The organism is Rhodospirillales bacterium, from assembly GCA_023898785.1.
Lineage (GTDB): Bacteria > Pseudomonadota > Alphaproteobacteria > Micavibrionales > Micavibrionaceae > TMED27.
On sequence record CP060239.1, the window covers coordinates 1,257,816 to 1,277,781 of the forward strand.

15 protein-coding genes are annotated in these 19,966 nt (G+C 50.3%); 8 read left to right on the top strand and 7 right to left on the bottom strand.

Annotated features, from left to right (window positions below; translation table 11 throughout):
• The first annotated feature begins 17 nt into the window (after positions 1–17).
• Genes H6859_06385 through H6859_06400 form a run of 4 tightly spaced genes read left to right on the top strand, consistent with a single transcriptional unit; the run spans position 18 to position 7,081 of the window.
• Positions 18–1,307 carry a TolC family protein gene (locus H6859_06385; GenBank protein ID USO04789.1) on the top strand — a complete coding sequence of 430 codons (1,290 nt, stop codon included), beginning with the start codon at positions 18–20 and terminating at the stop codon, positions 1,305–1,307.
• 39 nt (positions 1,308–1,346) lie between these two features.
• Positions 1,347–3,503, top strand: a complete 2,157-nt coding sequence (locus H6859_06390) for a type I secretion system permease/ATPase (GenBank protein USO04790.1) — start codon at positions 1,347–1,349, stop codon at positions 3,501–3,503.
• Positions 3,500–4,828 (top strand): HlyD family type I secretion periplasmic adaptor subunit, encoded by a 1,329-nt coding sequence (locus tag H6859_06395; protein USO04791.1) that lies wholly within the window; start codon positions 3,500–3,502, stop codon positions 4,826–4,828. Before H6859_06390 ends, H6859_06395 begins: the two co-directional genes overlap by 4 nt.
• A 6-nt stretch (positions 4,829–4,834) precedes the next feature.
• The gene (locus tag H6859_06400; protein ID USO04792.1) at positions 4,835–7,081 is read left to right on the top strand and encodes an adenylate/guanylate cyclase domain-containing protein; all 2,247 of its coding nucleotides are present in this window, start codon (positions 4,835–4,837) and stop codon (positions 7,079–7,081) included.
• An 18-nt stretch (positions 7,082–7,099) separates the two neighbouring features.
• On the opposite strand, the gene H6859_06405 is transcribed toward H6859_06400, so the two are convergent.
• The gene (locus H6859_06405; protein USO04793.1) at positions 7,100–8,317 is read right to left on the bottom strand and encodes an EAL domain-containing protein; all 1,218 of its coding nucleotides are present in this window, start codon (positions 8,315–8,317) and stop codon (positions 7,100–7,102) included.
• A 164-nt stretch (positions 8,318–8,481) separates the two neighbouring features.
• On the opposite strand from H6859_06405, the gene rpmJ reads away from it, so the two are divergent.
• The 4 genes from rpmJ to H6859_06425 all read left to right on the top strand — a co-directional run bounded on the left by rpmJ (position 8,482) and on the right by H6859_06425 (position 11,263).
• Entirely contained in the window at positions 8,482–8,607 is a 126-nt protein-coding gene (gene rpmJ / locus H6859_06410; GenBank protein USO04794.1) for a 50S ribosomal protein L36, read from the top strand.
• A 134-nt stretch (positions 8,608–8,741) separates the two neighbouring features.
• A complete protein-coding gene (locus tag H6859_06415; protein ID USO04795.1) occupies positions 8,742–9,782 on the top strand; it encodes a rod shape-determining protein in 1,041 nt (346 codons plus the stop codon).
• A 189-nt stretch (positions 9,783–9,971) separates the two neighbouring features.
• Complete coding sequence (locus H6859_06420; protein USO04796.1) at positions 9,972–10,982, top strand: alpha/beta hydrolase; 1,011 nt, start codon at positions 9,972–9,974, stop codon at positions 10,980–10,982.
• A gap of 44 nt (positions 10,983–11,026) precedes the next feature.
• On the top strand, positions 11,027–11,263 hold the full coding sequence (locus H6859_06425; GenBank protein ID USO04797.1) for a hypothetical protein: 237 nt from the start codon (positions 11,027–11,029) through the stop codon (positions 11,261–11,263).
• On the opposite strand, the gene ligA is transcribed toward H6859_06425, so the two are convergent.
• The 6 genes from ligA to ftsZ form a co-directional block, all read right to left on the bottom strand.
• Entirely contained in the window at positions 11,260–13,341 is a 2,082-nt protein-coding gene (gene ligA, locus H6859_06430) for an NAD-dependent DNA ligase LigA (GenBank protein ID USO04798.1), read from the bottom strand. The two genes, H6859_06425 and ligA, sit on opposite strands and share 4 nt — an antisense overlap.
• Before the next feature lie 15 nt (positions 13,342–13,356).
• Positions 13,357–13,926, bottom strand: coding sequence for a hypothetical protein (locus tag H6859_06435; GenBank protein ID USO04799.1), 570 nt, complete (start codon positions 13,924–13,926; stop codon positions 13,357–13,359).
• A 14-nt stretch (positions 13,927–13,940) separates the two neighbouring features.
• Positions 13,941–15,713: a DNA repair protein RecN gene (locus H6859_06440; GenBank protein USO04800.1), complete on the bottom strand. Its 1,773-nt coding sequence runs from the start codon at positions 15,711–15,713 to the stop codon at positions 13,941–13,943.
• Between the two features lie 15 nt (positions 15,714–15,728).
• Entirely contained in the window at positions 15,729–16,574 is an 846-nt protein-coding gene (locus tag H6859_06445) for an outer membrane protein assembly factor BamD (GenBank protein ID USO04801.1), read from the bottom strand.
• A gap of 102 nt (positions 16,575–16,676) precedes the next feature.
• Positions 16,677–17,603: a UDP-3-O-acyl-N-acetylglucosamine deacetylase gene (locus H6859_06450; protein ID USO04802.1), complete on the bottom strand. Its 927-nt coding sequence runs from the start codon at positions 17,601–17,603 to the stop codon at positions 16,677–16,679.
• A 211-nt stretch (positions 17,604–17,814) separates the two neighbouring features.
• Positions 17,815–19,584 carry a cell division protein FtsZ gene (gene ftsZ, locus H6859_06455; GenBank protein USO04803.1) on the bottom strand — a complete coding sequence of 590 codons (1,770 nt, stop codon included), beginning with the start codon at positions 19,582–19,584 and terminating at the stop codon, positions 17,815–17,817.
• Between the last annotated feature and the right edge of the window lie 382 nt (positions 19,585–19,966).

Genomic DNA, 19,966 nt, shown 5'->3' on the forward strand with positions numbered 1-19,966 from the left:
TCAGTGGAGTATGCCTTGTGGGTGTGCCGTGCACCTCTTTCGCAGAAACACTCCAACAGGCCGTGTCCATCACACTTTCGCAGCATCCGCAGGTGGAAAGCGCGCAGGCTGCTTTTGGCCGTTCCCAGCAAGAGCAAAAGGAAGAATTCTCCGCTTATTTTCCTGAGCTAAACGTTACAGCCACAGGTGGACGGATTTATGGTGACAATAGTACCTCTCGGGGTTTAAGCGTCACGCGAGGTACGGGTTATTCTTACTTGTGGGAAGGCTCTGTTTCTGCGCGCCAAAAGATTTTTGACGGTATGGAAACCCGTAACCGCGTTGGCGCGGCGCGTTCTCAGGTCAAAGCCGCTGAACTGGCGCTGGTTGATGTGCGTGAAAATCTGGCCTATCAAACGGCGCAAACATATCTAAACCTGCTGCGTGTACAAAAAGGACTCGCGTTGCTCAATGGTCAGCAAAAAACCGTTGCCGAATATCTACAGCGCATCCGCACGATGGTTGAGGATGGCGCTGCCGATGAGGCGGAACTGCAGCAGGCGCGCGATGTCTCTATCATCCTTGATAATTTTATTGCCGATTATGAAGGACAGGCCAGAGCGCTCGAATCTGATTATTTGGAACTGACCGGTCATTTGCCGGAAAGCGCATTGACGAATCCTGAACTTGCCGTTGATCAGATTCCGCAAGACCTTGAAAACGCCTTGATCTTTGCAAAAGAAAAACATCCACTGTTGCGCGCGGCGCAGTTCCGCTCACGCTCGGCCGAGCAGGGCATGGAGGCGGAAAAAAGCACCTATGTCCCAAAATTTGACGGGGAGCTCTCGTTTCTGAAAAGTGATAAAGCCGATGTGATAGGCGGTGAAGTCGAAGACGGGCGAGCCGTTGTACGCATGAATTGGGGGTTTGAGACCGGAGGCGCCCAAAAGGCGCGCATCAAGCAGCGCACCTACGATTACAAAGAATCACAGGCACGTATCACGGAGATTGAGCGTCAGGTTGAACGCGCAATTCGTCAGGCCTATGCAGAGCAAGAGACTGCACAGCGCCAGCTTGAAAACCAGAAACGGCGCCAGGACCTGAACAAAAAACTCCTTGAAACCTATGAGGTGCAGTTCGAAGGCGCGCGTATTTCGGTGCTGCAATTGATGCAGGCTGACAATCAGGCGCTGCTCACCAAGCTGGAAACAGAAAACGCGAAAAGCCGCGTTTTGATTGCACAATATGGTATATTGGCGGCGATGGGGCGCTTGCAAGAGGCGATGAATATTCAGCTTGCCGCTTCGCATCCGCGCCATGAAAAATAAAGTCTAAAATAAGGGGCCGTCTGGCTTTTTTAAGAATCCATGACAAAAAATGCGCCAGATAAAAAAGATAAAAAAAAGAAGCCGTCGCAAAAAACAGACGACCTCTTAGAGTGTTTGGTTTTTTTGACAGCGCATTATGGCCGCGCCAAATCCGCCCGCGCATTGACCTCGGGGCTGGCCTACAACGGGCACTCTATGCACCCTGACCTTTTCACTGAAGCGGCGCAGCGGTTAGGCTTGCGCACACAAGTGGTAAAAAAAGCGAAAATCACCGATATATCCGAAGCTGTACTGCCTGCAGTATTAATTTTGCAAGGCAAGCGTGCCTGTGTGCTGCTTTCCGGTTCCAGAACACCGGAAATCTACGACCCTGGTACGGGGAGGAAAAAACAGGTCAAACTGCGCGAGCTTCAGCAAGACTACGCCGGGTATTGCATCCTCACTCAGGCACTGCCCGAATTCACAAATCCTTATGCCGCCGCCTCTGAAGAGGATCACCGGCACTGGTTCTGGTCACTGATCAATCAGAACAAAGGCATTTTTGCTATGGTGCTGCTTGGCGCGGTTTTTATTAATCTGTTCGGTCTGGCTAGCCCACTCTTTATTATGAATGTGTATGATCGCGTTATCCCGAACAATGCCATCGAAACCGGTTGGGCTCTGGGCATTGGTGCGTTGGTTGTGTTCGTATTTGATTTGATTATGCGCTCCCTTCGTGCGTATCTCCTCGATCTGGCCGGTCGCCGGGTGGATGTTATCGCCACGCGCCGGATTTACGATCAGGTCCTGAATATGCGTTTGTGCGAGCGGCCTAAATCCAGCGGCGCGTTTGCTAATATGTTGCGCGATTTTGATTCGGTCCGCGATTTCTTTACTTCTGCCACCATCACCGCGCTGGTCGATTTGCCTTTCACGTTGTTCTTCTTGTTCATTATTTACAAGCTCGGCGGCATCATCGCTTTTATTTTGCTCGGTCTGCTGGGCGCTGTATCAGTGATTGGTCTCATTCTGCAAGTCCCGTTAAAAGCACTGGTACGCAAGGCTGCGCGATCTGCCGAAGCCAAGCACGGTATGCTTGTTGAAACCATTCACGGGCTGGAAACGATTAAGGCCATCGGCGCCGACGGAGCGTTCCGTGCACGCTACGGTGCTCTGGTTGGAGAAAACGCAGCTTACGGTCAATCTTCGCGTATGGTTTCTGGCTTGGGGATTAACGCGGCCACCTTTATTCAGCAAATCGCCTCTGTGGTGATTGTGCTGAGTGGGATGTACTTGGTCGCCGATGGAGCGCTGACCGTTGGCGGACTGATTGCCTGCGTCATTCTTTCGGGCCGCGCTCTTGCCCCTGTCGGCCAGATTGCCAACCTGCTCACGCGTTACCATCAAGCCAGCGGCGCTTTGGCGACGCTCGATGGCATTATGAACAAGCCGGTGGAACGTCCTGCAAGCCGCAACTTTCTGCATCGCCCTGACATTAAAGGAAAGATCACTTTCGATCAGGTTGGTTTTGAATATCCCGGAGTTAAACGCGCCGTGCTCGATAAGGTCAGCTTCACCATCAATCCCGGCGAGCGCGTGGCAATTATTGGCCGCATCGGTTCTGGCAAAAGCACAACCGCGCGGCTAATGATGGGGCTCTACGAACCAACCGCCGGGCACATTCTCGCCGATGATACTGATTACCAGCAGATCGACCCGGCGGATCTGCGGCGCTCTTTGGCCTATATCGCTCAGGATGTCGTGCTTTTTACCGGCTCTGTGCGCGATAATATTGCTGCCAGCTGCCCTTCGGCCAGTGAAGAGGACATTCTTGCCGCCGCCAAGGCCGCAGGTGTGCATGAATTCGTCTCCCGCCATCCGATGGGCTACGATGCGCCTGTCGGTGAACATGGCGAAGGGCTTTCTGGTGGACAGCGCCAGGCCATCGCACTGGCCCGCGCCATGCTGATCAAACCTAAAGTCCTGATTTGCGATGAGCCGACAAACGCTATGGATATGCAGGCCGAGGTCGCATTCAAATCCTATGTTGAAAATGAAATTGAGGGCAAAACCTTTATCCTGATCACCCATAAACACACAATGTTAGAAATGGTTGATCGCCTGATTTTGCTCGATCAGGGGCGGCTGATTATGGACGGTCCGCGTGAAGAGGTCGTCGCCGCGCTGCAATCTGGAAAAGTGCAGGTGCAAGGATGAGCCTGTTTGAACCGAAAATCAAAGAAACCGATTTCATGTCCGAACTCGACGCGGCCACGAAAATGCGCCCTGCGACTTCAGCGACATTAATGTTGTTTTCCATTATGGCGCTGGTTGTGTTCGGAATTGTCTGGGCCGGGCTTACCCATGTTGAGGTTTTGACCCGCGGGCAGGGGCAGGTGGTTCCATCTCAGGATGTTCAGATCGTTCAAAGTCTTGAAGGTGGGATTGTTGAAGCGTTGTTAGTAGGGCCTGGCGATCTTGTAAGCAAAGGACAAGTGCTCATGCGTCTGAGCGACGTGCAGTTCTCATCCGAAGCACGCGGCACCGAAGCCCGGTTCTTGGGACTGGAGGCTAAGAAGGCGCGCCTCACTGCTGAGGCCAGTGGTGAAGATTTTAAAGTGCCGCCAAAGGTCGCGGGAAAAGCGCCGCAAGTCGCAGAGAATGAAAAAGCGCTCTACGAGTCCAGACAAAAAGAACTGCAAAATGCCTACGCGATTCTGGATGACCGCATCGCCAAGGCCAATGCTGATATGGCGGAAGTAAACGCGCAGATCAATCGCTTTTCCTCCAGCCGTAAATTGCTCAATGATGAACTTGCCATCACGCGCGATCTGGTCAAAAAACGCGCCGTGCCAAAGCTCGACGAAATTCGCCTGAACCGCGAAATTGCCGATATAAGCGGCCAGATCAACGCGCAAAGTCAACGCCGCAAATCCTTGCAGGCTGAACTGGCCGTGGCGAAAAAAGAACGCGAAAGCCAGCTTGATAAGTTTCGTTCGCAGGCTTTAGGCGAACTGGGCGCCGTTGAAACCGAAATTTCCTCACTGCGCGAAAGTCTCAAATCCATTGGCGATCGCGTTGATAGGCGCGAGGTTAAAGCCCCTGTTGATGGCATTGTCAATAATATCGCCGTCAAAACGCTCGGCGGCGTGGTCGAACCGGCAATGCAATTGGTCGAAATCGTACCCGTTGATGAAGAGCTTAAAATCATCGCCCGCATCCAGCCCAATGAAATCGCCTTCATTCGCCCCGGCCAGCCCGCCAAGGTTAAAATCACGGCCTATGATCCACAAAAATATGGGGCACTAGAAGGAGAGTTAGTGCGTATTGGCGCGACCTCAGGCCGTGATCGGGAGGGGGGAACGTTTTTCGAAATCGAAGTGCGCACTGACAAGAACTATCTTGGCAGCGCAAAAAATCCATTGCCGATAACGCCTGGTATGGTCGCCGATGTCGAGGTGATCACCGGCAAGCGTACGATCCTTGAATATCTTCTTAAGCCCGTTCTGCGCGCCCGCCAGCGCGCCTTTACGGAGCAATAGAGCACGATGGGTCGTCTTCTCACACATCGCTGGATACACTTTATATTACTTTTTGTCCTCCTGCTTGGCGCGGTCTATTACAGCGGCTCACAAGCCCGCTGGCGCAAGGAAATGCAGGCACTGGTTTTTGATGAGTTGAACACCATGTATCCGCGCGAAGAAAGCGGGCAGGTGCTGATCATTGATATCGACGACGATTCCCTGATGAAAATCGGCCAATGGCCGTGGCCACGTACCTATGTTGCAGATTTAGTTACGAACCTTACGACATTAGGAGCAAAGGCCATCGCTTTTGATGGTGTGCTGGCCGAAGCCGATCGCTCTTCACCGCGTTTTGTTGCGCAGAACTTGCCGCGCGAAGAACGTTTTAAGGCTCTTGAAGAAGAGATCAGGAGACTGCCCGATCATGACGATATTCTGGCTAAGGCTATAAAGGACTCCAGAATTTTTATATCTGCTTTTACCTATGCAACCTATTCTCAGACCCCCCGTAAACCCAGATTATCCAAACAGATATTGGTAAAAAAAACGCAAGAGCAAGAATTTCTAAAACACTCGGAAGGTTTTGAAAAAGCTGCAGTATTTTTGCCAAACCTCGAAAAAGCTTCTGCCGGGAACGGCAGCTTTATGGCCAGCCCGGATTTTGATGGAGTTTTGCGCCGCACGGGTATGATTTTTAACGATGGAAAAAAACTGTATCCGTCTTTAAGCCTCGAGACTTTGCGTGTCGCTCACGACCCCAAATCCTATATCAGGATTGAAGAAAATCCCGATTACAAAATCAAAAAGATCAATACGCGCTATCTTATAACCGTCGGCGATCACATCATTCCTGTTGAAAGAGACGGAATTCTTCGCCCCTATTACCGCCGTTTTGACGAAAATGGCAAGGACTATTTATCGGCATATAAGGTCATAGAACCAAACTATCACGACGAGATCAGAAAAAGGCTGCAGGGCAAATATATTCTCATTGGCTCCAGCGCTGAGGGTCTCAAGGATCTTCGCACGACAGCGTTGGAAACATTTCAGCCCGGCGTAGAAATACACGCCAATATTATCGAGCAGATTCTTCAAGGGCAGTATCTTCTGCGCCCGGATATTATGACCGGAGTTGAGGCGATCTTTATTTTCATAGTCGGATTGATGATGATTGCGCTGGTGCCTTTTGTGAACGCGATACTTCTAGGGCTGGTTTGTATAAGCTTGATCGCGTTGGCATTTTTTGGAGCCACTGTGGCTTATGTTGATTACAAAATCCTGCTCGATCCCTTTTACCCCAGCCTGTCCGTGTTCGTGATTTTTATGGTGTCGGCGCTTCTGACTTACCTGCGCGTGGAAAACGAAAAGCATCAGGTGCGCAACGCCTTCGGTATGTACGTCTCGCGAGACGTGATGCGCGATCTAGAAAAAAATCCCGATAAGCTAAAGCTTGGTGGGGAGAATAAAGACCTCACGGTGATGTTTACGGATATTCGCCAGTTCACCACCATTTCAGAAGGGCTGGAACCAGAGGAACTTATTCATCTCATGAATGAGTTTTTAACAGCGATGAGCGACATCGTCATGGAACATCAAGGTACGATCGACAAATACATGGGCGACGCCATGATGGCGTTTTGGAACGCGCCTAAAGATGTAGAAACGCATGAACGCGCCGCCTGCCTGGCTGCGTTGAAAATGCAAGCAGCTCTGGAACCCATCAATGAGAGCTTGAGTGAGAAAGCAAAGGAAGACGCTAAGGAGCCGGTTTTATTGCAAGCAGGAATCGGTGTAAATACCGGCCAGTGTGCGGTCGGGAATATGGGCTCACGCCAGCGCTTTGCCTATTCCACGCTGGGCGATGCCGTCAATTTGGCATCGCGCCTTGAAGGTCAGACCAAGAATTACGGCGTGCAGACTTTAATTGGCGAAGATACCTGCGCGCATGTGCCGGATCTTGCAACGCTGGAGATGGACCTGATTCAAGTCAAAGGAAAAACGCAGCCCGTGCGTGTATACGCGTTGCTCGGCGATGAGCGGATGGCAACAAGTTCTGAGTTTAGGGCATTGAAACAGCAACATATTGAGATGATTACAGCCTATCAGGCTGGAGATTTTAAAAAGGCGCAGGCTATGCTCAAAACCTGCCAAAATTTGGATATTTATAGTTTATCTGTCGCCTATGATCTTTATAAGCAGCGGATTAAAGATCTTCTAAAGAATCCGCCAAAGCAAGAGTGGACCGGTGTTTTTGAAGCCAAGACAAAATAAAGTCCGCAATCAACGGATCTAAAATTCTATTTTTCGATTCTTGATAATGAAATCTACAATCTCTTTTTCCGGCATCGGCTTCGCAAAATAATACCCTTGCGCTTTGTCACATCCCAGATCACGAAGGGCGACAGCCTCTTCCTGACTTTCAACGCCTTCTGCTATAATATCCATGTTCAGGCTCTTTCCAAGACCGATAATCGCTTTGACCAGTGCTGCCGAGCCGTTATTTGCCAGCATGTCTTTAACAAAGCTACGATCAATTTTGAGAGTATCAATCGGGAAATAATGCAGATAACTCAATGAGGAATAACCTGTTCCGAAGTCATCGATTGAAATGCTCATTCCGGCCTTTTGGCACATGGATAGGGTTTCTTTGGCATTATCCGGTTGGCCCATCAGCAGCCGCTCAGTGATTTCCAGATGCACCTGCGACGCACTGACGTCACTGAGGCTGATTGTTTCATAAACACTGTCAACAAAATCATCCGCAGCAAAATCCCTACCGGAGAAGTTTACGCTCATAAAAAGCTCATGGTCATATCCCGCGCGGTTTTCAATGCGTGATAAAGCCATCAGCGATTCTTTCAGCGCCCAGGCTGAAGCTTTGACGATCAGGCCGCTATCTTCAATGATAGGGATAAATACCGCAGGCGAGATGAAGCCCTTTTCAGGATGTTCCCAACGCATAAGCGCTTCAAAACCTGCGATTTTACCGCTATCCAGCATAATAACAGGTTGGTAATATAGTGAAATTTCATGACGTTTAAGAGCGGATTCAAAATCGTTGGTGATTTTAATCGTTTCAACAGCGCTGGAACCTTCCGCATAAGTAAGTTCCAAATCCTCTGCCGCGTTGAGCTTCGGCGGCTCTCCAGTTATTTCAGAGCGTTGAAGCATATCCCGGTAGCGGGCGAGGATGACTTTTGTCATCATATGCAAGATAGGGTCGGCATTTTCAAGCCGCAATGCGAAATCCTCTTTGGTAATCTCAAGAAGCTCGCAATCTTCCGTCGCGCGCACAGTGGCTGTGCGCGGGGCATCGTCCAAAATGGCCATTTCGCCAATCATAGCCCCCGGTCCGCGCGAACCCACATATTGAGTATCGCCGTTACGGGTTTCTATCAGGATTTCTACACGGCCTGTTTTAATGATATAGGCGCATTTCCCCGCGTCGCCCTGACGCATAATAACTTCGCCGGATTGAAAGGATTTCTTATGTTCGTCTTTATGCATGCAATTAAGGCTTAAGCTCTGATTCTTGAATACACTTAGTCTGGTACGCTTGCCGAAGAAAATCAATGCTCAAATCGCCGGGCGGATGTATAAAAGAAGTGCTTGACAAGCAGGGGGGCAGTTCATTATTGTCCGCCAGTCGCTGAACACGAAGGGCCAGAGCCATGAAAGTCACAAATTCGCTGAAAACGCTTAAGACAAGAGATCGCAATAACCGCGTAATTCGCCGTCGCGGGCGCACATACGTGATCAACAAGAAAAACCCGCGCATGAAGGCGCGCCAGGGCTAGTCGTCGCTGCGTTCTTGCAGATTCTAAAACAAATGTTGAAATCTTTTAGAATGCACCCAATCTCGTGGTGCATTTGCTTTTTGTGTCTGATATAACCATCGCAATCAATGTAACACTCAGAAGTAAAGAACTGTATGTTTTCCGGTCTCTTTGGATTTATGTCCGCCGATATGGCGATCGATTTGGGAACAGCCAATACACTGGTCTATGTGAAAGATCAGGGTATTGTGCTCAATGAGCCCTCTGTTGTGGCTATTGAGATGCATTATGGTAAGAAAAATGTGCTGGCCGTGGGCAATGAGGCCAAACAAATGCTGGGTCGCACGCCGGGCAGTATCTCTGCAACGCGCCCTTTGCGCGACGGCGTGATTGCCGATTTTGAAGTCACCGAAGCGATGATCAAATATTTCATTCGCAAAGTGCATAACCGCCGCTCCTTTGTCTCTCCCAAAATGGTGATTTGTGTGCCATCCGGCTCTACGGCTGTCGAACAGCGCGCCATTATTGAATCCGCCGAAAGTGCTGGAGCTCGGCGCGTGGAACTCATTGAAGAGCCAATGGCCGCCGCAATCGGCGCTGGCCTGCCCGTAACAGAGCCTTCAGGGTCCATGGTTGTGGATATTGGAGGCGGCACCACAGAAGTGGCCGTGATCTCTTTGGGAGGCATTGTCTATGCTCGATCAGTGCGCGTGGGCGGAGACAAGATGGATGAGGCGATTATCGCCTATATCCGCCGCGTCCATAACCTGTTGATCGGAGAAAGCACCGCCGAGCGCATTAAAAAGGAAATCGGCAGCGCCTGCCCGCCCGCTGACGGGGAAGGGCGCAGGATGGAAATCCGTGGCCGCGACTTGATGAACGGCGTACCAAAGGAAATTATCGTCACCGAACGTCAGGTTTCCGAAGCATTGGCCGAGCCGGTCGGGCAAATTATCGAAGGCGTGAAGGTTGCTCTTGAGCATACCGCGCCCGAACTGGCCGCTGACATTGTCGATAAAGGGATCGTTATGACCGGTGGCGGCTCGTTACTCACCAATCTCGACTTCGTCCTGCGTCATGCCACCGGCCTGGCCGTAACCTTGGCCGATGACCCTCTATCGTGCGTGGCGCTGGGCACAGGCCACGCGCTCGAAGAGCCAAAAATCCTGCGTAACGTGCTGATTGGATCGTATTAACCTGTGATTTGAAACGGGTCTGTAAATATTCTTCTCTATCTTATTTGTTTATAAACACTCTAAACATTAACTCTTAAATACTTTAGCCCCTATATTTTTAAGTCACACCCCTTCTTTGTGCTTTCATTCGGACTTCTTTAATATATTGTAGCGTATCCTTAGGGTATTAGAGGAAACTAATTTATTTTAATGGGCAACACGCAAAACAATATACCTGAACTTGAGGAGCGCTTTCGTGAGCCGGAGGGCTGGCGATGGCACAGTTTTGTTCATAATGGGCATCGTTTGCGCTTTGGGTCGGCTTTCCCGAAAGACAGTATTCCCGATGCTGTGGTTGTCTGCTTGCCGGGATTAAGCGAATTTGGTGAAAAATATTTTGAAATCGCGCGCTATTGCCTGGATAAAAATCTGGCCTTTTGGGTTTTGGACTGGAGAGGCCAAGGCCGATCGGATCGCTATTTTGAGAACTCTCAAAAACGCCACAGCTACGGCTTTCAAAACGATGTTGAGGATTTGCAGGCCTTTATTATGGGCTATATAAAGCATTCCAGTGTTCATCCTGATAAGGGCCGTATTCCACTGGCCATGTTGGCTCATTCTATGGGAGCCAATATCGGGCTACATTATATAAAGCAGCATCCTGAAGTTTTTGAATGCGCTGCATTTTCTGCACCCCTTTTTGGTATGAAAGCATGCGAAAAAATGCCCAAGCGTTTGCCGCTGCCTTTAAGCTTCATTCTACAACTCTTTATGCCATACAATTATGCACCCGGTGAAAAGAACTGGAGTCCCTCTACGCGTCCCTGCGATGGTTCTGACGCAATGTCTAGTGACCCGGTGCGCGTAGATATTCATCGCAAGTGGTTTGAGGCAGATCCATCCTTGCAAGTTGGCGGCGTTACATATGGCTGGGTGTATCAAGCAGTTAAATCGAGCGCCTATCTCGCCAATAAGCTTTTTGCCAAAGGTATCCATACGCCTTGCCTTATGGCATTAGCGGGCTGCGAAACACTAGTCAATAACACCAAAGCACGCCATGTCGCGCGCAGTCTTCCCCACTGCGAACTTCTTGAATTTGAAGACGCCAAGCATGAGATTTTGATGGAAAGAGATGAATTTAGAAACGCTTACCTTGAAAAATTTTACGGCCTTATCAAAGAAAATATCATTGATCGCCCTAAGAGCTTGAAACCATTTTAATAAGCAGGCAAAGTGGTTAAAATTACTCAGGAGAAAACCAAGAAATGGAAAAAGACGATAAAGACGTCATCAGGCTGAGCGACCGTATTCTATCCGCTTTAGAACTGGCTCTGGAACAAAATGATCTGAAAATTTCAGAACTTTTAACGCGTGCGCTTGAACAGGCAATGACCCGTAACACAGGCGGCGGCGAGTTTATTGAGCGCCGGGATTATCCTCCCGAGATTGAACGCGCAATGGATAAACTCTGTTCTCTGCGCGATCAAAATGACGGCATCTAACTGCCGATCAGTGCGCACCATTCTTCTTCGGAAAGGACCTCTACGCCGAGGTCCTTTGCTTTTTTCAGCTTCGAGCCTGCATCCGCACCAGCCACAACGTAGTCTGTTTTCTTTGAAACGGACCCTGCAACCTTTGCACCAAGGCTTTCAGCGCGAGCTTTAGCTTCAGGACGGGTCATGGTGGTGAGCGCACCAGTAAAAACTACGGTCTTTCCCGCGACTGGACTATCACTGATTTGCGGTGCTTGGTAGGGCATAATTTCCAATAGCATGGCCAAATCCGTCAGCACTGCCTGATTATGCTCTTCAGCGAAAAAACCTAGTAGATCGTCTGCTACGGCCGGACCAATATCTTCGATATTCAGCAGCTCCGCATAGGCTTCGCTTTCATGGTCCTGCGCCAAGGCCATCATGGTTTTCAAGTTTTTCAAATCACCATAATTGGCAGCCAGCCTTTTGGCGGTGGCTTCACCAACCTGGCGAATCCCCAGCGCATAGATAAAACGGTTAAAAGCAATTTTTTGGCGCTGGCGAATCGAATCAAACAGATTTTTTTCTGACAGATCTCCCCAGCCTTCCCGTTCGCGGATTGGGTTTTCGAGCGTCGCGTTGAGCTCTTTGAGCTTAAAAATGTCGACCGGTGACTTGATCAACCCTTCCTCATAGAATTGCTCGATGATTTTGCTACCCAGTCCTTCGATGTCAAAGGCCAGACGCGAGACAAAATGTTTGAGGCGCTGGGCGGCCTGAGCCGGACAAATCAGCCCCCCTGTGCAGCGGCGCACAACATCGTCGCCTTCGCGAATCGCCAGTGAACCGCAGGCCGGGCAATGGTCGGGAAATTCATATTCTGGTGGATTGCCTTTGCGCTTTTCGGTGAGAACTTTAACGACCTGCGGGATGACATCGCCGGCGCGCTGGATCACAACCATATCCCCGACGCGGATACCCTTGCGTTTAATCTCATCTTCGTTGTGCAGCGTGGCATTGGACACGACCACGCCGCCGACGGTGATCGGCTCTAAGCGCGCAACGGGGGTGAGCGCACCCGTGCGGCCAACCTGAATATCGATCGCGCTGAGGCGGGTTATGGCCTGTTCGGCAGGGAATTTGTGCGCCGTGGCCCAGCGCGGCGAACGCGAGACAAAGCCGAGGCGTTGCTGCTGCTTTAGGTCATTAACCTTGTAAACAATCCCGTCTATCTCATAGTCAAGATTGGGCCTTTCTTCTAAGATATTTCTGTAATTTTCTACAATCTCCTGAATATTTTTGCAAATCCGCACCTGCGAAGGCACATCAAAATCACAACTTCGAATATGTTTTAGAATATTCCACTGTGTTTCTGGATCATAGTCGGCACTAATTTCTCCAAAAGCGGAGTATGCAAAAAACCTCAAAGGCCGTTTTTTTGTGATTTCAGAATCAAGTTGGCGCACACTGCCAGCGGCAGCATTGCGAGGATTAGCAAAAAGCGACTTTCCCTCTTCTTCCTGTTGCTTATTCAATTTCATAAAATCATTGCGTCTCATATAGATTTCACCGCGTACTTCATATACTGTGGGAATTGCTTCAATGTAATGGGGTATTCCTTCAATTGTTTTGACGTTAGCGGTAATATCCTCGCCCTCTACCCCATCACCACGGGTAGCAGCTAAGACAAGTTTTCCCTCTTCATAGCGCAATGAGCAGGACAGGCCGTCGATTTTGGGTTCGGCAACAATCTCGATTGGTTTATCTTCGCTTAAGCCTAAAAAGCGACGGATGCGAGTGAGAAAATCGGCGACTTCCTCTTCGCTAAACACATTGGAGAGCGAAAGCATCGGGACGGCATGCTTCACCTTTTGGAAACCCTTAGACGGCGCGGCACCGACCGTCTGGGTGGGGCTGTCGGCACTGCTCAAATCCGGATATCGGGTTTCAATATCTTCGAGCTCTTTGCGGAGCTTGTCATACTCGGCATCCGAAACGGTTGGCGCGTCCTGTTGGTAATATGCCTCGTCATGGCGGCGGATTTCTTTGACCAAATCAGCATGGCGCACTTGCGCATCGAGTTTTTCGAGATCGAGAAGTGAGTTCATATGCTTCACGCCATTTTAATTAAAAATAAAAAAATAAATGAAAAACGTGGCTAATCCTGCATATGTCACGCTGTTGGTTACAATATTCAGTTTTAAAGCTCCTACCGGAGATTTAAATGATCTTTTTCTCCACAATTTCCTTATCAAATATGCTTCGAAATACACTGTCAGAATATAAAGAACGAACAGCCATAAACCTGTTGCTATATACGTTACATAAGATTCTCCAATATAGGGGCTTCCATCATAAATCCATGTTCCCAATACAAACATGGCAACATCCGCAGCATCTTGCCAAAACAGCCCCAACAAGAACCCTAATAATGCTGTTACTAACCCAATGACAAGGGGAATTCCCAGCCCTATGACAATAGTGGAAAGAAGATTGACTCCGAATATAGCGTAAAGAGCGCTTTTCCATGAATCCTTTGTCAAGACTTTATATATCAGCGTTTCAGCAGCCACAATCAAAACGCTTCCGTATACGAACGCCATAAAATTGACGATTAAAAGCAAGGGAGCGCCCGCATTGGCCCAAGCAACGGAGGGGAAAAGAAGTACACATAGCATCCACATAATCTGCATTATTTATTCTTTCTTTAGGCAACTTTGGCTTCTAATAATTTCTCTGCAGCTGCGCGGGCTTCTTCGGTTACGACCGCGCCGGCGAGCATGCGGGCAATTTCTTCGCGGCGCGGCTGTCCGGTGGCCAGCGCGGTGACGGTGGTTTTTATATCCTGAGCGCCTTCTTTCTTAACGATCCAGTGATGGGCGGCGCGCGCGGCTACTTGCGGGGCGTGGGTGACGACCATGACCTGCTTACCGGCGGCCAGCCTGGCCAGACGCTCGCCAACCGCATCGGCGGTGGCACCGCCAATGCCGGCATCGACTTCGTCAAAGATCAAACTTCCGGCGCTGCCGACCTGTGCCATCACGACCTTGAGCGCGAGCATAAAGCGCGCCATTTCTCCGCCCGATGCGATTTTCTCCAGCGGGCCGGGATCGCTTCCTGGGTTTGTGGTCACTAAAAAACGAACGCGATCAATGCCGCCAGGGCCCCATTCGGATTCACCCAGCGGTTCAATCCGGGTGACAAAACGGGCTTTTTCGAGTTTGAGAGGGGGCAATTCTTTAGCCACCAGATCATCGAGGCGGCGAGCGGTTTTCGTGCGCAGATCGCTCAGCTTTTGCGCGGCGTTGATATAGCTCCCGCGTGCGGCTTCAACCTGCTTTACGGCCTCAGCCAGTGCTTCGTCAGCATGTTCAATCGCATTCAGGCGCCCGGCTAATTCCTCACGCTTTGCGGGCAAATCATTGACGCTGCATACATGTTTGCGAGCCTGAGCGCGCAGGTCAAAGAGCCGATCATCAATGGTTTGCAGATCATGCTCACTTTGTTCCAGATCCGCAGAAAGACGCTGGATTTCAGATAATGCCTCAGCGATTTCCGATGATGCGCGATCGAGCGCGCCGATAGCTTCGTGACCCTGCGGGCCGATTTTATCAGCGATCCGCTCCAATGTGGCCCAAGCGCTGCGCACCGGATCGTTTTCTCCGCTTAGCGCTTCGTAGGCTGCATTCAGGCCTTCCATCACCTGTTCACGGTGCATCAGGCGTTCACGCAAGGCGGCAAGTTCGTCTTCCTCGCCTGCCTTTGGCTCCAGCGCATCAAGATCTTCGAGTGCGGTGCGTAGAAAATCTTCTTCGGCGCGTGAGGCTTCAGCAGTTGATTTGAGATCGGCGAGAGCCATTTTTCGCTCCTGCCAGTTTTTCCAAAGCCCAGCTAACGTGTTATCCGCACCCGCATAATCATCAAGCATTTTTCTATGCGTGGAGGGGTTGAGCAGACCTTGGGTGTCGAACTGGCCATGAATTTCGATCAGACTTTGCGCAATTTCACGCAGCAATCCGGCACTTACAGGCTGATCATTAATATAGGCTTTGGAGCGGCCATCGGTGGAGAGCGTCCGGCGGATGATGATCTCTATGATTTGGTCATCGCGAGCCGCTGGTAAGCGGCGCGGCGATCCAAAGTCACCGGTCATCTCTGTTTTCTGGATTGCTTCGTCGGCTTCGCCTCCTCGCAATGACGATAGAGCCATACCATCCTCTATCCCTATATTTACATTATGTAAAATTAATAAAGACGGGTGAGACAGAGGCACTTCAAAAACAGCGATCACCGTCGCCTGATCTGCGCCTTTGCGCACCAAAGTGCTATCTGCACGCGCACCCAGAGCCAGCCCTAAAGAATCCAGCAGGATGGATTTGCCCGCTCCCGTCTCGCCGGTCAGGGCGCACAGGCCGGGCTGAAATTCTATATTCAGGCTTTCAATGAGGACGACATTTTGAATACGCAGAGAGGCCAGCATGTCAGGGCACCCCTCTTAATCCGGCTTAAAGATCGTATCAATCGTGCGATCAACGAAGCCGCGCTCTTCAATAATTTCCTGGCGCGTACGTTCATCCAGCAGAGCAAAGCTGCGTTCATACCACTTGCTGCCTGGGTAATTGTACCCGAGTACTGCGGCAACCTGTTTGGCCTCTGCGCTTAAGCCGAGTGTCATATACGCCTCAACCAAACGGTGCAGCGCTTCAGCGGTGTGGGTGGTGGTCTGGTATTTTTCAACGACGGCGCGGAAGCGATTGATCGCCGCATTCACATGGCCGCGGTTCAAGTAATAGCGCCCAATTTCCATTTCCTTGCCGGCGAGGTGATCGTAGGTCAAATCGCGTTTCAGGGCGGCATCGCGAGCATATTTACTATCAGGAAATCTATTGATGAGCGTTTCAAGTGCTTTAAGCGCTTCTTCGGTCATGAACTGGTCGCGCGCGACATCAGAGATTTGTTCGTAGTAGCACAAGGCTTTGAGGTAGTGCGCGTAGTCAATATCCTTATTACCGGGGTGGAGTTCAATAAAGCGATCCAGCGCGATGATCGCCTCATCATAGTTTTGGCCTTCATAAGAGGCAAAGGCGCTCATCAACTGGGCTTGCGTGGCCCATTTCGAATAAGGATGCTGGCGTTCAACCTCTTCGAAGTAGCGGGTTGCTTCGGCATATTGCTCCGCATCCAATGCGGCAGCGGCTTTGTTATATAATGCGTCAACCGATTCCTCGACCTGTGGTTTGGAGGATTCGGTCGATGAACAGGCCGACAAAACGCCCAGCAACAAAAAGACGCCGAAAACGTGCAATACATGCATAGAAACAGTTTTCTTTATAATATCCATGTTGTTATCAATAGCGCTCCCGGCGCAAGAATGGAAGAGTTTCATGACGTTTTTGAGGCTAAAAAACGGGGACAGATCGCAGTGTATGGGAAGGTTTCCGTCTCAGGCGCAGGCTTGAATTTCTACGGTTCTGGCGACTGGGCGCTTGTTTTTACGACGTGCGGCTTGCGGCGGCATCTCATTAACCCATTCATAGGCCTCTTCGTCGGCGAACAGAGCATGAAGGATCAAGTTGTTCATTTCGTGACCAGCCTTGTAACCATCATAGGCCCCCATGATCGGCGCGCCGGCAAGATAAAGATCACCAATCGCGTCAAGCAATTTGTGGCGGATAAATTCATCATTAAAGCGCAGCCCTTCCGGGTTCATCACATGGCCCTGGTCGAGAACGATGGCGTTATCCAAAGACCCGCCCAGCGCGAGGCCTTGTGAGCGCATCCATTCGACTTCATGCAAGAAACCGAAGGTACGGGCTGTTGCGATGTCATGCTTGAAGTTGCCGTTAAGCAGACGCGTTTCGAAATGTTGCTGGCCGATTTCAGGGTGATCGAATTCAATTTCGCCGCCGAATACCGCGCCTTCTGAAGGGCATAGAGAAACCTGCTTGCCGTCTTTTTCAACGCTGACTTCTTTGAGAACGCGCAGAACGCGGCGCGGGGCGTCTTGTACGGCGATGCCAGCGCGTTCAATCAACTGAACAAACGGCATAGCGCTGCCGTCCATGACAGGAACCTCGGCGCCATCGAGTTCAATGCGAACATTGTCGATATTACAACCGCGCAGGGCGGACATCAGATGTTCGATGGTGGCGACGCTCGCGCCATCTTTATTACCAATCACTGTGCAAAGCTGCGTATCGACAACATGATCCCAGCGTGCAGGGATGATGTTGTTTTTATCTGTGATGTCGCTACGGACGAAAACAATTCCGGTATCAACCTCAGCCGGGCTTATGTTTAATGTAATATCAGCGCCGGAATGCAGGCCGATGCCTTTAAGTGAAACCTGCTTTTGAAGCGTATTTTGCATTCTTTATTTTCCGTATATCTTTCTGTTCTTGGGCTATTTTTCTATCCTTAATATAGAAATTTAGGGTGCACAGCACAAATCACAGATTATTGCGCTTTGTTACAGTTCAAAATTTAGAGCAATGTTTTGCTTAAAAAAAGCCCGGCGATATGGCCGGGCTTGAAAGGGAGATCATGGAGAGATCTTATTTTTAAAATAACGATGTTTTAGACTAATTCGCCTGGCGTCTTAAGAACGCCGGAATATCAAGATTCTCATCGCTTCCGGAGGCCGGCTTTGATGGAGAATCAATATTCAGGCTGCCTTGCGAAGGTCCATGGCCTTTAGATATTGGCTGCAAACCCGCATTGCCGCTAGCCGTGGGCGCCATGCGGTGACGTGAGAAAGTCTCGTGAGCGCTACGCCCACCCATACCTTCGAGATGCTCTTGCACAGTGCCAGAAATCCGTTCAAACAAAGAGGGAGAGCGTTTTTTATGCTCCGGATTGGGCATTTTTGGAGGATTTAGCTTTAGGCCGGAAGAGCTTGGCGCAGCCTGTTGTTGCTCAGCCTGCGGGACATGCTCACCCCGGAAACTGGAGATATAGGGGGCGGCACATGAAGGAGCTCCTTCAGATACTTCAGCAGGTTTCGGCGGAATAAACGAATCCTTATACAGAGTCCCGCGCAGTGCGGTATTTTGCGGTATATCGCTTTTACCATCGGACACAACATCAGCGAACTCACGCTGCTCAAACATATCCACAGCCATTTCGCGAGACGCTGATGTTTGCGGGGCACCTTGCGCGGCTGTAATTTTTTCAGCCGGTGTGATGACGGGCGGGGCCTTGATTGCCTGTACGCTTTCGGCGGACATAAAGGTTGGCGGTCTCTGGACTGCCACAGGAATGGAACCTTTAGCCTCGGTCGCGCCAGTGTTGGGGGTGGCGCGTTCAATTTTGGTGCGGGCATTGACATCGCCCTTGGCAAAACCGCTGGTTCCCCCATTACCACGTTTCTCGCTCTCAGCTTCCTTATCGATACCGGTCGCCACAATGGAGACACGCATTTTACCTTCAAGGCTTTCGTCAAAAGTTGCGCCAAAGATAATGTTCGCATTCGGATCAACTTCATCCCGGATACGATTGCAAGCCTCATCGGCTTCGAACAGTGTCATATCATAGCCGCCGGTGACGTTGATGATGACGCCGTGCGCGCCTTTCATTGAAACATCATCGAGCAGCGGATTGTTAATGGCCGATTCGGCAGCTTCGATGGCGCGCTTGTCGCCTTCTGCCTCACCTGTTCCCATCATGGCCTTGCCCATTTCGAGCATTGCCGTGCGGATGTCAGCAAAGTCGAGATTGACCAGACCAGGACGCACCATAAGGTCTGTTACCCCACGCACACCAGCTTGGAGTACAGAGTCGGCCATCTGAAATGCATCAGCGAAGGTTGTTTTTTCATTGGCAACGCGGAAGAGATTCTGATTCGGAATTACAATCAGCGTATCGACATAATCCTGAATCTCTTCGATCCCGGCGTCAGCTGATTTCATACGATGAGAGCCTTCGAAATGGAATGGTTTCGTGACAACGCCCACAGTCAGAATGCCTCGCTCGCGGCAAGCTTTGGCAATCACCGGCGCGGCGCCTGTGCCTGTACCGCCGCCCATACCGGCGGTAATAAAAGCCATGTTGGCGCCTTCAAAATACTGCATTACCTCTTCGATTGATTCTTCGGCAGCAGCCTTACCAACTTCGGGCTTTGAGCCCGCACCCAATCCACCAGTGACGCCGACACCGAGCTGAACCTTGCGGTTGCACATTGAATTTTCAAGCGCCTGTGCGTCTGTGTTACACACCAAAAATTCGCACCCCTCAAGCCCGGAGGAGATCATATTGTTCACCGCGTTTCCGCCAGCACCACCCATGCCGGCCACAATAATTCTTGGCGAGAGTTTCTGAACTTCCGTCGGTTGCATTGAGATGTTTATAGCCATGGTGAATATCCCCAATATGAACGTTTTGCGCCGCTGATAGAAAAGCTTTGCGATATATTACGCATGAGTTTAGGCAAGTTTTAAACATGCGAAAAGATAAAAATGACAAGGATTCACAGGGTTTGACTGCGAAGAGCTGCATTTGAGTCTAGCACCGCTTGAGATAAAAATGCAAAAATGAGTCTTAAGTGACTCATAGATCATCATTTTTTATTACACCCCGCGCTTCACCGCGCTGTGCACAAGTTACGCACAGAATGCTGTGGATAAGTTTACCCTCCGAACATCCTAGCCATTGCCGCCTTCCCCTTGATTCAAAAAACCTATAACTTGCATTGATTTTTTTATTATGGTAATAAGAATTTTTCTTTAAAACTATTGA

Excerpts from the sequence above, each read along its gene's own strand:
- H6859_06400 (USO04792.1), top strand. The coding sequence starts at position 4,835 with ATGGGTCGTCTTCTCACACATCGCTGGATACACTTTATATTACTTTTT.
- H6859_06440 (USO04800.1), bottom strand. The coding sequence starts at position 15,713 with ATGCTGGCCTCTCTGCGTATTCAAAATGTCGTCCTCATTGAAAGCCTG.
- rpmJ (USO04794.1), top strand. The coding sequence starts at position 8,482 with ATGAAAGTCACAAATTCGCTGAAAACGCTTAAGACAAGAGATCGCAAT.
- H6859_06445 (USO04801.1), bottom strand. The coding sequence starts at position 16,574 with ATGGATATTATAAAGAAAACTGTTTCTATGCATGTATTGCACGTTTTC.
- H6859_06415 (USO04795.1), top strand. The coding sequence starts at position 8,742 with ATGTTTTCCGGTCTCTTTGGATTTATGTCCGCCGATATGGCGATCGAT.
- ligA (USO04798.1), bottom strand. The coding sequence starts at position 13,341 with ATGAACTCACTTCTCGATCTCGAAAAACTCGATGCGCAAGTGCGCCAT.
- H6859_06390 (USO04790.1), top strand. The coding sequence starts at position 1,347 with ATGACAAAAAATGCGCCAGATAAAAAAGATAAAAAAAAGAAGCCGTCG.
- ftsZ (USO04803.1), bottom strand. The coding sequence starts at position 19,584 with ATGGCTATAAACATCTCAATGCAACCGACGGAAGTTCAGAAACTCTCG.
- H6859_06405 (USO04793.1), bottom strand. The coding sequence starts at position 8,317 with ATGCATAAAGACGAACATAAGAAATCCTTTCAATCCGGCGAAGTTATT.
- H6859_06425 (USO04797.1), top strand. The coding sequence starts at position 11,027 with ATGGAAAAAGACGATAAAGACGTCATCAGGCTGAGCGACCGTATTCTA.
- H6859_06420 (USO04796.1), top strand. The coding sequence starts at position 9,972 with ATGGGCAACACGCAAAACAATATACCTGAACTTGAGGAGCGCTTTCGT.
- H6859_06435 (USO04799.1), bottom strand. The coding sequence starts at position 13,926 with ATGCAGATTATGTGGATGCTATGTGTACTTCTTTTCCCCTCCGTTGCT.
- H6859_06395 (USO04791.1), top strand. The coding sequence starts at position 3,500 with ATGAGCCTGTTTGAACCGAAAATCAAAGAAACCGATTTCATGTCCGAA.
- H6859_06450 (USO04802.1), bottom strand. The coding sequence starts at position 17,603 with ATGCAAAATACGCTTCAAAAGCAGGTTTCACTTAAAGGCATCGGCCTG.